Here is a 12,426-nt window from a genome sequence, read left to right as displayed (position 1 = left end):
TCAAAGAGTGCTGGTGACATAGATATACATGCCGCTGGTGTAAAGCCCCGCGGCATGTCGATCAGACAAATAGGATCGGATCAGAAGAGACCGCCGGATCCGGAGGTAACAGCCTGGTTCGCCTGCGGCGATGTTCTGAGGATTTCCTCAGGCGCCACCTGCGCCGCGGCATCGCCGCCGCCAATGACCTGCAGGCTGGTGGCCGGGCCGGTGCCGGGCTTGAAGGCTTCCATGATGGCATTCGGCTCGCCGGGCTGCGCGGCCATGCCAGTCGCGCGGTTGACCGCAACCATCGTCATGCCGGCAGGAACCTGGAACTTCTCGGGCGCCTCATCCTTCGTGGCGGCTTGCATGAATTCGTTGAAGATCGGCGCGGCAAGCGCACCGCCCGTGCCGCCGCGGCCGAGCGTGGCCGGCGTATCGTAGCCGATATAAAGGCCGGCGACGAGGCTCGGCGTGTAGCCGACGAACCAGGCATCCTTCTCATCGTTGGTGGTGCCCGTCTTGCCGGCGACGTCAGTATTGAGCTTGATCTTGCCGGCAGCCGTACCACGGATGATGACGCCCTGCATCATCGACGTGACCTGATAGGCCGTCATCGGATCGAGCACCTGTTCGCGATTGTCGGCGATGACAGGCTCGTCCTGATTCTGCCAGGCGCTGACGTTGCAATTGTCGCAGACGCGTTCCTCATGCCTGAAGATGGTCTTGCCATAGCGGTCCTGAATACGGTCGATGAGCGTCGGTTTGATCTGCTTGCCGCCATTGGCCATGACCGAATAGGCCGAAACCATGCGCAGCACCGTCGTTTCGCCGGCACCGAGCGACATGGCGAGCACCGGGTTCATATGGTCGTAGATGCCGAAGCGCTCGGCATATTCGGCAACCAGCGGCATACCCATGTCGGAAGCGAGGCGCACCGTCATCAGGTTGCGCGAGTGTTCGATCGCAAACCGAAGCGTATGGACGCCACCGCCCTCGCCCTCGTAGTTCGTCGGCTTCCAGACATCGCCGTTGCTAAGCGTGATCTGCAGCGGATCGTCCAGAATGACCGAGGCCGGCGTATAGCCGTTGTCCATGGCGGCAGCGTAGACGAAGGGCTTGAAGGACGAACCCGGCTGACGCTTAGCCTGCGTGGCGCGATTGAACTCGGACTGCGCGTAGGAGAAGCCGCCGACCATGGCGAGTACGCGGCCGGTATGCGGGTCCATGGCAACGAGACCGCCCTGCACCTTCGGCGGCTGACGCAGGCGATAACTGCTCGAATCAGTATTGCCGCTCTTCTGCACGTAAATCACGTCGCCGGGGCTCAAAACGCCGCTTGGCGATTTGACCGACTTGCCACCGGCCGAGCGATAAGCCCAGCGCATGTCGGCGGGAGCGATCGTGCCGCGCGTCCGCTCCGTCGATACCTTGCCAGCCGCATCGACGCGCGGCTGCAGACCGATATCGACGCCTTGATCTGATACGGAAAGGACGACGGCGACCCGCCATTCCGGCACGTCGCTCAGGCTTGGAACCTTGGCGAGTTCGACGCCCCAATCCTGCGAGGTGGCAATCTGCTTGAGCGGGCCACGGTAGCCGCGGCGCTCGTCATAATCGATCAGACCATCCTGAAGGGCCTTGCGGGCTTCGAGCTGCATCTGCGGATCGAGCGACGTACGAACGGAAAGGCCGCCTTCATAAAGGGTCTTTTCGCCATATTGGTCGATCAGCTGACGGCGAACCTCCTCAGCAAAATAATCGGATGCGAAGAGCGACGGGCCGCTCTTCGGCGGCACGACGCCGAGCGGCTGCTTCTTCGCCTCTTCACCGTCGCTCTGGCTGACATAGCCATTCTCGACCATGCGATCGATCACCCAGTTGCGGCGGGTGAGCGCTGCTTCGGCACGGCGGAAGGGATTGTAGTTCGACGGCCCCTTCGGGAGCGATGCCAGATAGGCCGATTCGGCGATGGTCAGTTCGTTGACCGACTTGTCGAAATAGGTGAGCGCAGCGCCGGCGATGCCGTAGGAATTCAGGCCGAAATAGATTTCGTTCAGGTAAAGCTCGAGGATCTTGTCCTTGCTGTAGGCCTGCTCGATGCGGAAGGAGAGAATCGCTTCCTTGATCTTGCGGTCGAAGGTCTGGTCGGCGGAGAGCAGGAAGTTCTTGGCGACCTGCTGCGTGATGGTGGACGCGCCGACGAAGCGGCGGCCGGAGCCGATATTCTGCAGGTTCACGGCGACGGCACGGATGAGACCGCCGACATCGACGCCGGGATGGTTATAGAAATTCTTGTCTTCGGCCGAAAGGAAGGCCGCCTTGACGCGATCGGGAATGGCCTGGATCGGCACGAAAAGCCGGTTCTCGCGCGAATATTCCTTCATCAGCGCGCCGTTGCCGGCGTGAATGCGCGTCGTGACCGGCGGCGCGTATTTGGCAAGCACCTCGTAATCGGGCAGTTCCTTCGAGACCACGCTCAGATAGATGGCAGCCGCAGCCGCTGCACCTAGGAACAGGAGGCAGCCGAGGCCAAAGAAATATCCAATCAGTCTGATCATCTGATACTACCGGTGCTTGTTCTTCATGCGGCACGTGCGCGAGATCATCGCATAATCACGGGCGTTTTGCACGCTCGCGGCGTGAATGCAAGACGGCAATAGGACAAAGCCGTGCTTCATGCGCGAGCAAATGATACTTCGCTGTAACGGCGGGAATGTGAGCAAAATAGGGCTCGCCGTCGGTATTCTAATTTCATCCAATTCTAAAATGCATCGCTGTTACATGGAAGCCACTGCGGATCGTCCCATCCGGCGCGCTCAGCCGCCGTTTGCGATAATCGATACACGATATTGCTTCACCGCCTCCGTCAGTCGGTCGGCGACCTTCTGCCGCCAGTCGGGATCGAGCAGCAGCTTCTCGTCCTCCTTGTTGGAGAGAAAGCCGAGTTCGAGCAGAATCGAGGGCACATCCGGCGCCGTCAGAACCTGGAAACCGGCATGGCGATGCGGATTGTTGATCATGGAGATCTGGCCGTTGAACGAGGACAGGACATCCTGCGCCAGCGAAATGGAGAAGGCTTGAGTCTCGCGGCGCGTCAGGTCCATCAGAATGTCGTTGACGGCGGCCGGCTGCGTCTGAGCCTCGGCGCCGGCAATCTGATCGGAGTTGTTTTCACGATCCGCCACTTCGCTGGCGAGCCGGTCCGACGCCTTGTCCGAGATGGTATAGACGGTCGCGCCGCGAATATCCTTCTGCTTCAGCGTATCGGCATGCAGCGAAATGAAGAGCGATGCGCGATTCTGCCGGGCGATCGTCACACGTTCGGATAGGGATAGATACTGATCCTTGTCGCGCGTCAGGAAAGCCTTGATGCCGGGCTGCGCATTCAGCTTGTCGGCAAACATCTTCGCAAATGCGAGAGTGATGTCCTTTTCCTGCGTGACGCCGTCCGTACCGGTCGCGCCCGCGTCGATACCGCCATGACCGGCATCGACTGCAACGAGGAACACATTCGGATCGGCCTTCTGCGTCGGCTCGACCGCACCGACATCCTTGGCGGTATCGTCGCTCGTCCAGTTCTGTTTCTTCACCAATTCGGCAAATTGTTCAGCAGGCAGCATCTCGGCATCCAGCACGAGGCGCTGGCCCTTGCCGCTCTCATCGGCCTGAACCTTGGCTGTAACCAGCTTTACCGGTTTCTTTGCCGTCAGCACGATGCGGGCGCTGTCCGCATCCATCGTGCCATAGCGGATATCCTTGAAAAGACCGGTCGGCTTGAGACTGCCGGCGGGGAAGCCGAATGCCGTTGATGGGAGATCGACAACGACACGGACGGGATTGTCAAGGTAGTGAACCGTGAAGGTGGGAGCCCGGTCCATATCGATGACGATACGCGTGCGGGCATCGTCACCGGCAATGCGGGCACCATAGGCGAGTACGGAATCATCCGCTGCTGCTGCGGGCGCAAATGCAGAAACCGAAACCAGAATCACCAGGGTGAAGGCCGCTGCCGCTAATCGCAAAGCCTTCACGCCAATCTCCGCCACATGCCGCAATCCCTTTACCAAGTGCCCAACGCGCCCCATATTGGTTTCGACGTTGTTTTTGAAGTCCCAATAACGGGAACCAGGTTTGACCTGATGGCTGCATCGGTGATGCGCCGGGAGACGAATCGACAAGACACCCTCCCGCGTCCTCATCATCCGACGAATCCATCAATATTATGGCATACTTGGCTTTTCCCTTGCTATTGTGACAGATAAAACATACAACGCATATTAGGGTAGAAGTGTTGACGGGATAGAGTCGTCGCAAAGGCAGCCGCCTCGAGTACCAGGCGCCAATAAGCGGCATTCATCCGCCGTCTGCAGTACTTCTACTCGAAACAGTGGATATCTGAATTTCCGGTTTCACACGGGAAGTTCATCGGTGGAGAGCCACCAAACGCTCTTTAGAGAGCACATTCATCGGACTCATTTGTGGGTCTAAGGCATAGTCGATCTCGCTTGGTTACGGATGTTACCGCAGCAGCTTTTTCAGAAAGTCAACAGACCCCAGGGAACTGATGCCCCGGCTGCCGTCTGGATGCTGTCATCGCCGAACCAATCGCGACTTTCATTATCCGGTGCAACAATTGCGGATCATGTCCGGCCTGTCCCTACGACAGGCAGGCCCCCATCCGATTGTCTGCGCCGAGGAGCACAGCTTTCATGGCAGACAAAATGCTTATCGATGCGTCTCACGAGGAAGAGACGCGCGTCGTTGTCGTTCGCGGGAACCGCATAGAAGAATTTGACTTCGAGTCCCAGCACAAGAAGCAAATCCGCGGCAACATCTATCTTGCAAAAGTAACGCGGGTCGAGCCCTCGCTTCAGGCCGCCTTTGTTGACTACGGCGGCAACCGGCACGGCTTTCTGGCCTTTGCCGAAATCCATCCCGACTACTACCAGATCCCCCTCGCCGACCGGCAGGCGCTTCTGAAGGCCGAGGCCGAAGAGCAGCGCCGCGACGACGACGTCGAGCATGTCGAGACGGCGCTCGATCTTTCGCAGCAGGAACAGCCCGATATCGGCATCGTGGCGAAGGAAGGCAAAGAAGCCGAGGTGCCGGCTGCGATCGGCGAAGAGGCCCCTGCCGCAGAGGTAACCGCGTCCGCCGAAGAAGCAGCTCCGGCCAAGAAGGCAAAACCGCGCCGCAGCCGCAAAAAGGCGGTAGCGGACGCGCCCACCGAAGAGACGCCCGCTCCGGAAGCAACGGCTGCGGTCGATGCGCCGAGCGAGGAAGAAGAAGGACCGTCCGGCGAAATGGCTGCGATGGTCGAAACCGATTCGATCTCCGAAGACGCCGCAACCTCCAAGCGCCGCCACGATGACGACGACGATGATGACGATCATGACCACGAAGAGGAAGTGATCGAATCCGTCGGCGCCGAAGACGCGATGGAAGAAGTTCCCGATCGCGCCCAGCGCAAGCCGCGCAAGCAGTACCGCATCCAGGAAGTCATCAAGCGCCGCCAGATCCTGCTGGTGCAGGTGGCCAAGGAAGAGCGCGGCAACAAGGGTGCGGCGCTGACCACCTATCTCTCGCTCGCAGGCCGCTATTCGGTCCTGATGCCGAACACGGCGCGCGGCGGCGGTATCTCCCGCAAGATCACCAATCCGCAGGACCGCAAGCGCCTGAAGGAAATCGCCAAGCTGCTCGAAGTGCCGCAGGGCATGGGCGTCATCCTGCGTACAGCCGGTGCCAACCGCACCAAGGTCGAGGTCAAGCGCGATTTCGAATATCTGATGCGTCTGTGGGAAAACGTCCGCACGCTGACGCTGGCTTCGACCGCGCCGTGCCTCGTCTACGAAGAAGGCAGCCTGATCAAGCGCTCTATCCGCGACCTCTACAACAAGGACATCAGCGAGATCATCGTTGCCGGCGAAGAAGGCTATCGTGAAGCGAAAGACTTCATGAAGATGCTGATGCCGAGCCACGCCAAGGTGGTTCAGCCCTATCGCGACATTCACCCGATCTTCTCGCGCTCCGGCATCGAGGCGCAGCTCGACCGCATGCTCCAGCCGCAGGTGACGCTGCGTTCCGGTGGCTACCTGATCATGAACCAGACGGAAGCGCTGGTTTCGATCGACGTCAACTCCGGCCGCTCGACCCGCGAACATTCGATCGAGGACACCGCGCTGCAGACGAATCTGGAAGCCGCCGAGGAAATCGCGCGCCAGCTGCGCCTGCGCGACCTTGCGGGCCTGATCGTCATCGACTTCATCGACATGGAAGAAAAGCGCAACAACCGCGCCGTCGAGAAGAAGCTCAAGGAATGCCTGAAGAACGACCGCGCCCGCATCCAGGTTGGCCGCATCTCGCATTTCGGCCTTCTGGAAATGTCGCGCCAGCGCATCCGTGCTTCGGTTCTCGAAAGCACGACGCAGATCTGCTCGCATTGCGGCGGCACGGGTCACGTCCGCTCGCAGTCTTCCGTCGCCCTGCATGTCTTGCGCGGCATCGAGGAATATCTGCTCAAGAACACGACGCATGACATTACCGTGCGCACGACGCCGGACATTGCGCTCTATCTGCTCAACCACAAGCGCCAGACGATCATCGACTATGAAAGCCGCTTCGGCGTCGCGATCGTCATCGATGCCGACAATGCCGTCGGCACGCAGCATTTCGCGATCGACCGCGGCGAACCGGTCGCCAATCCGGTGAAGATCGAAAGCCTGTTCAACTTCGCAGCCATCCCGGACGATGATGACGACGATATCGTCATCGAAGCGGACGAGGAGGAAGACGAAGAGCTGGAAGAAAAGGCTGCGAGCGCCGAGCAGCAGCCTGTCGCTCGCTCCGAAGGCAATGACGGCAACCGCAAGCGCAAGCGCCGTCGCCGGCGTCGTGGCCGCGGCAATGATAACCAAGCCGCTGCTGCTTCCGAAGATGGCTCCACGGCCAATGCCGCCGAAGATGGAGACGAAGGCGACGATGACGAGGATGATGCCGGCGCAGAAAATGCCGTATCCCCCGGCGGTGACGATGACGCGCAGCAGAAGCGCAAGCGCCGTCGCCGCGGCAAGCGTGGTGGCCGGCGCAATCGTGAAAACGAAGGCAGCGAACAGATCGCTGCAGGCGAAGAAGCCGGTTTCGGCGAAGCTGATGAGAATGATGCCGAAGACGGCGACGAAGCAGCCGTAACGGTGGCCGAGATCGCGGTTACCGAAGGCGAAGCAGCCGTCGAGGCGCAGCCTGCCATGGCAGCGGTCGAAACGGCAGCCGTCGTCACCGAAGACGTCAAGCCCGCCAAGGGCCGCGGTCGCCGCAAGGCAAAGACTGTCGAGGTATCGCCGGTCGAGACGCCCGCCGTCGAGGAAGCACCCGCAGCGGATGTTGAAGTCGAGGCCGTTGCCGAGACCACCGAAGCTCTGGACAATTCGACGGAAACGGCAGCATCCGAAGCGACTGAGGATGCAGCAAAGCCGGCCCGCGCCAACCGCGAATCCAACGTTTCCTCCTCCGCTCCGGTAGTGAAATCCACTCGAGCCAATGAAGGTGGCGAAAGCGACGGAGAGCCGACCAAGCCGAAGAAGGCCGGCTGGTGGCAGCGCCGCGGCTTCTTCTAAGAAGATCAATTCGTGATGAATTCAAAATCCGGCCGTGGCGACACGACCGGATTTTTCGTTTCCGGCACTCGATTTATTCGCCTGTCATGCCGAAGTACCAAACAGATCGAGGGGCCAAAGCGCATACAGCCCTTCGGCTTGCGAAAGCACTTTCACAAGCTGGGACAAGCTGTTGATTGCGGATTCTATTTCAGCCAGGCCGTCATGCGTTCGGTGGCTTCCTCGATCTCGGCATTCGAGCCGGCGTAGGAGAAACGCATCGCCCGATGTCCTTCCACGGGATCGAAGTCGAGGCCGGGCGTGGCGGCGACATTGATTTCGGCCAGCATCTTTTGTGCGAAGACCATGCTGTCGTTCGTGAAACGGCTGACATCGACATAGGCGTAGAAAGCGCCGTCCATCGGCGAGGCAATGCGGAAGCCGATTTCCGGCAGCCGACGCATGAGAAAATCGCGGTTGCGGCCGTAGCTCTCGCGATAGACATCCAGTTCGGCGCCAGCGCTGAGCGCTGCCTCGGCGGCAATCTGCGACAATTCCGGCGCGGAAATGTAAAGGCTCTGGGCCACACGTTCGATAGGGCGAACCAGCCTCTCCGGCAAAACCATCCAACCGATGCGCCAGCCGGTCATGCAATAATATTTCGAGAAGGAATTGATGACGATCGCCTCGTCGGTCAGTTCCAGCGCGCTCGTCTCCTCGCCGACGAAGGTCAACCCATGATAGATCTCGTCGGAGATGAAGGCGATGGAGCGATCCGCACAATAATCAGCCAGCGCCTTCAGAGCCGCCCTGCCCGTCACCGTGCCTGTGGGATTGGCGGGGCTTGCCAAAAGCACGCCCTTCAGGCGCTTGCCGGTTGCAGCCTGCGCCGCCTCCAGGCTCTCAGGCGTGAGCGTAAACTGCGTCTCCTCCGTGACCGGCACTTCGACTACATCGAGGCCGAGTGCGGCAAGGATGTTGCGATAGGCCGGATAGCCGGGCCGTGCGATCGCAACGCTATCGCCGGCGTCGAACAAGGTCAGGAAGGCAAGATTGAATCCGGCCGACGATCCGGTGGTGATGGCTATCCGCTTCGGGTCGATGCTGAGGCCGTGGCGAGCCTTATAATGGGCGGAAAGCGCCTGCCGCAGGGCCAGAGTGCCGAGCGCGTCCGTATAGCCGATGCGGCCATGCCCGAGGGCTGCGCGCGCCGCCTCCAATGCTGCCTGAGGTGCTGGATGCGAGGGTTGCCCGACCGCCATCGAAATGACCGGGTGCCCGGCCTGGCGGCGTCGCGTCGCCTCCGCCAGCACATCCATGGCATGGAAGGGTTCGACATCGCTGCGCTTGGATAGGGAAAACAAGGTCAATTCTCTTTCGGATCGGATTGGCGATCGACATTTGCCGCAATATCGGCTCGTTCACAATCCTGCGATTGCGGCTTTGTCGTGAAAATTCCTGTTTCTGGAAGTAAGGACGCACCGTAAATTGTCGATGCCTATTTGCGGATGTTAACCCGACGATGTTATTGCGCATCCGAGAATGACGTCTCCGCCCAGATCCAAACGAGGACCCAATGACCTTTTCTCTCAAAAGCCTGCTGACGGTTTCGGCGATTGCCCTGACAGCATCCTTCGCCACGATCCAGCCGGCCGCCGCGCTGGACGACCAGCAGAAGAAGGAAATCGGGGATTTCATCAAGGAATATCTCGTCGAGCATCCGGAGGTGCTGCTGGATGCGCAGGCCGCGCTCGAAAAGAAGCAGGACGAAGCTCGCATTGCGCAGTCGGCCGAGGTGATCACCCAGAACAAGGATGCGATCTTCAACTCCAAGGATGACATGGCCATCGGCAATCCGAAGGGCGATATCACCGTTGTCGAGTTCTTCGACTATAACTGCACCTATTGCCGGCATGCGCTGGGGGACATGGACAAGCTCCTGCAGCAGGATAAGAATGTTCGTTTCGTGCTGAAGGAATTCCCGATCCTCGGTCAGGATTCGGTTGCCGCTTCCCGGGTGTCCGGCGCGTTCCGTCTGCTCGCGCCGGAAAAATATGCCGAGTTCCATCACAAGCTGTTGGGCAGCGACGGCCGCGCTTCCGAAGATACCGCCATCGATGTCGCCACCTCGCTTGGTGTCAGCGAAGCTGCCATCCGCGCTGAAATGGCAAAAGCGCCAAATACCGCCATGATCAAGGCCACCTACCAGCTTGCCACCGATCTTGGCGTCAATGGCACGCCCGCCTATGTCATCGGCAACGAGATGGTTTCGGGCGCGATCGGGCTCGATGCCATCAAGGAGAAGATCGCCAACGTTCGCAGCTGCGGCAAAACGAGCTGCTGAACAGCGCAAAATTCGACCCTCAAAAGCGGGTAAGCAAAGGGCCTATCCATTTTTTAAGAGCTTCGGAACGATGCTGTGGCATGGCACGGCGCAAAAATGCCAAAATCACGGCGTTTCCACACCTAGAGGCACGCAACCTTCTCACCAGGGCTTTCCTACAGAGCCTTGGGAGTCTATAGGTTGCGCTGCACTTTGACGGAACCACTGATGGCGCAAACTATTTTCGTCCTGAACGGACCCAATTTAAATGCTCTCGGCAAGCGCGAGCCGGGCATCTATGGCGGCAAGACGCTCAAGGATATCGAAGCCGACTGCAAGGCCGCGGGTGAAAGCCTGGGCTTCGTCATCGATTTCCGCCAGAGCAATCACGAAGGCGTGCTGGTCGACTGGATGCACGAAGCCGGCGACAAGGCCGCCGGTGTCGCGATCAATCCCGGTGCCTACGGTCATACGTCGATCGCGCTGCATGACGCGATCCGCGCCATTTCCATTCCCGTCGTGGAGGTGCATATCTCCAATATCCACGCACGCGAAGAATTCCGGCACAAATCGATGATCGCGCCCGCCGCAAAGGGCATGATCTGCGGTTTCGGACCTCATAGCTACATCCTGGCGCTTCAAGCGCTGAAATCCATCACCCAATAACAAAAATACAGGGCAAGAAATCCAATGGCTGAAAAGAAATCGGGTATCGACCAGGCGCTGATTCGCGATCTCGCCAACATTCTTAACGACACGGATCTCACCGAAATCGAAGTCGAGCAGGAAGATTTGCGTATCCGCGTGTCGCGCGCCGGCACGACCCAATATGTTCAGGCACCGATCGCCGCACCGGCTGCTTACGCCGCGCCTGCTGCCGCTGCAGCAGCGCCGGCAGCCGCTGCCCCCGCAGGCCAGACCCGCAATCCCGACAACGTCGTCAGCGCGCCGATGGTCGGCACCGCCTACCTGGCGCCGGCACCGGGCTCTGCAGCCTTCATCCAGGTCGGTGCATCCGTCAAGGAAGGCCAGACGCTGCTCATCATCGAAGCAATGAAGACGATGAACCAGATTCCCGCGCCGAAGTCCGGTACGGTGACTGAAATCCTCGTTCAGGACGGCCGTCCGGTCGAGTACGGCGAAGCCCTGGTCGTCATCGAGTAAGGTCGGCCCATGCCCGTTATTTCGAAGATTCTCATAGCCAATCGCGGAGAGATCGCTCTGCGCGTGCTGCGCGCCTGCAAGGAGCTTGGCATTGCGACCGTTGCGGTGCATTCGACCGCTGATGGCGATGCGATGCATGTGCGTCTGGCAGATGAAAGCGTTTGCATCGGCCCGCCGCCGTCGCGCGACAGCTATCTCAACATCCACCAGATTGTTGCCGCTTGTGAAATCACCGGCGCCGACGCCGTGCATCCCGGCTATGGCTTCCTATCGGAAAATGCCAAGTTCGCGGATATTCTCGATGCGCACGGCATCACCTTCATCGGCCCGACGGCGGAGCATATCCGCATCATGGGCGACAAGATCACCGCCAAGACCACGGCACAGCAGCTCGGCATTCCGGTCGTTCCCGGTTCCGACGGCGAAGTGAAGACCGAGGCGGATGCGCTGAAGACGGCGCGCGAGATCGGCTATCCGGTGCTCATCAAGGCAACCGCCGGCGGCGGCGGTCGCGGCATGAAGGTCGCCCGCACGGAAGAAGACCTGATCGAGGCCTGGTCGACGGCACGCACGGAAGCGGCAGCCGCCTTCGGCAACGAATCCGTCTACATGGAAAAGTACCTCGGCAAGCCGCGCCACATCGAAATCCAGGTTTTCGGTGACGGCGAAGGCAACGCCATCCATCTCGGCGAACGCGACTGCTCGCTGCAGCGCCGCCACCAGAAGGTCTGGGAAGAGGCCAACTCCCCGGCGCTCAATGTCGAGCAGCGCATGAAGATCGGCCAGATCTGCGCCGACGCGATGAAGAAGCTGAAGTATCGCGGCGCCGGCACCATCGAATTCCTCTATGAGAACGGCGAGTTCTATTTCATCGAAATGAACACCCGTCTGCAGGTGGAACATCCAGTCACGGAAGCCATCACCGGCATCGACCTCGTGCACGAGCAGATCCGCGTCGCTTCCGGCGGCGGTCTTTCGGTCACGCAGGACGAGGTGCATTTCCAAGGCCATGCCATCGAATGCCGCATCAATGCCGAAGATGCTCGCACCTTCGTCCCCTCGCCCGGCACGATCACGCATTTCCATGCGCCCGGCGGTCTTGGCGTTCGTATCGATTCCGGTGCCTATCAGGGCTACAAGATTCCCCCCTACTACGACAGCCTCATCGGCAAGCTGATCGTGCACGGGCGCACCCGCGTCGAATGCATGATGCGCCTGCGCCGCGCGCTTGACGAATTCGTCGTGGACGGCATCAAGACCACCCTGCCGCTCTTCCAGGATCTGGTTTCCAACCAGGATATCGCCAACGGCGATTACGATATCCACTGGCTGGAAAACTACCTGGCGAAAACATCGGCCTAG

At 60.0% G+C, this 12,426-nt stretch carries 8 protein-coding genes; 5 read left to right on the top strand and 3 right to left on the bottom strand.

Going from position 1 to position 12,426, the window contains the following annotated elements; translation table 11 throughout:
• Positions 1–80: 80 nt before the first annotated feature.
• Positions 81–2,543 carry a penicillin-binding protein 1A gene (locus AC13RM_RS07475; RefSeq protein WP_113232996.1) on the bottom strand — a complete coding sequence of 821 codons (2,463 nt, stop codon included), beginning with the start codon at positions 2,541–2,543 and terminating at the stop codon, positions 81–83.
• Positions 2,544–2,801: 258 nt separating this feature from the next.
• A complete protein-coding gene (locus AC13RM_RS07470) occupies positions 2,802–4,070 on the bottom strand; it encodes an N-acetylmuramoyl-L-alanine amidase (protein WP_374817074.1) in 1,269 nt (422 codons plus the stop codon).
• A gap of 624 nt (positions 4,071–4,694) precedes the next feature.
• Here AC13RM_RS07470 and AC13RM_RS07465 point away from each other — a divergent pair.
• Positions 4,695–7,598, top strand: coding sequence for an Rne/Rng family ribonuclease (locus AC13RM_RS07465; RefSeq protein ID WP_488554742.1), 2,904 nt, complete (start codon positions 4,695–4,697; stop codon positions 7,596–7,598).
• A gap of 185 nt (positions 7,599–7,783) precedes the next feature.
• Here the strand turns inward: AC13RM_RS07465 and AC13RM_RS07460 are convergent, their stop codons facing one another.
• On the bottom strand, positions 7,784–8,941 hold the full coding sequence (locus AC13RM_RS07460) for a pyridoxal phosphate-dependent aminotransferase (RefSeq protein ID WP_374816921.1): 1,158 nt from the start codon (positions 8,939–8,941) through the stop codon (positions 7,784–7,786).
• 212 nt (positions 8,942–9,153) lie between these two features.
• Between AC13RM_RS07460 and AC13RM_RS07455 the strand changes: the two genes are divergently transcribed.
• The 4 genes from AC13RM_RS07455 to accC all read left to right on the top strand — a co-directional run bounded on the left by AC13RM_RS07455 (position 9,154) and on the right by accC (position 12,426).
• The gene (locus AC13RM_RS07455) at positions 9,154–9,921 is read left to right on the top strand and encodes a DsbA family protein (RefSeq protein ID WP_285174173.1); all 768 of its coding nucleotides are present in this window, start codon (positions 9,154–9,156) and stop codon (positions 9,919–9,921) included.
• A 207-nt stretch (positions 9,922–10,128) separates the two neighbouring features.
• The gene (aroQ, locus tag AC13RM_RS07450; RefSeq protein ID WP_113233000.1) at positions 10,129–10,566 is read left to right on the top strand and encodes a type II 3-dehydroquinate dehydratase; all 438 of its coding nucleotides are present in this window, start codon (positions 10,129–10,131) and stop codon (positions 10,564–10,566) included.
• 24 nt (positions 10,567–10,590) lie between these two features.
• On the top strand, positions 10,591–11,064 hold the full coding sequence (gene accB / locus AC13RM_RS07445; protein WP_374816920.1) for an acetyl-CoA carboxylase biotin carboxyl carrier protein: 474 nt from the start codon (positions 10,591–10,593) through the stop codon (positions 11,062–11,064).
• A 9-nt stretch (positions 11,065–11,073) separates the two neighbouring features.
• Positions 11,074–12,426, top strand: a complete 1,353-nt coding sequence (gene accC, locus AC13RM_RS07440) for an acetyl-CoA carboxylase biotin carboxylase subunit (RefSeq protein WP_374816919.1) — start codon at positions 11,074–11,076, stop codon at positions 12,424–12,426.

This window comes from Martinezella sp. CNPSo 3732 (assembly GCF_057784515.1).
The sequence above is the reverse complement of the archived record's forward strand: the minus strand, read 5'-3'. Positions and strand labels throughout refer to the sequence as shown.

What these genes read in the sequence shown, in the direction of transcription:
- accB (WP_374816920.1), top strand. Translation starts at nt 10,591, where the DNA reads ATGGCTGAAAAGAAATCGGGTATCGACCAGGCGCTGATTCGCGATCTC.
- AC13RM_RS07455 (WP_285174173.1), top strand. Translation starts at nt 9,154, where the DNA reads ATGACCTTTTCTCTCAAAAGCCTGCTGACGGTTTCGGCGATTGCCCTG.
- accC (WP_374816919.1), top strand. Translation starts at nt 11,074, where the DNA reads ATGCCCGTTATTTCGAAGATTCTCATAGCCAATCGCGGAGAGATCGCT.
- AC13RM_RS07465 (WP_488554742.1), top strand. Translation starts at nt 4,695, where the DNA reads ATGGCAGACAAAATGCTTATCGATGCGTCTCACGAGGAAGAGACGCGC.
- AC13RM_RS07470 (WP_374817074.1), bottom strand. Translation starts at nt 4,070, where the DNA reads ATGGGGCGCGTTGGGCACTTGGTAAAGGGATTGCGGCATGTGGCGGAG.
- AC13RM_RS07475 (WP_113232996.1), bottom strand. Translation starts at nt 2,543, where the DNA reads ATGATCAGACTGATTGGATATTTCTTTGGCCTCGGCTGCCTCCTGTTC.
- aroQ (WP_113233000.1), top strand. Translation starts at nt 10,129, where the DNA reads ATGGCGCAAACTATTTTCGTCCTGAACGGACCCAATTTAAATGCTCTC.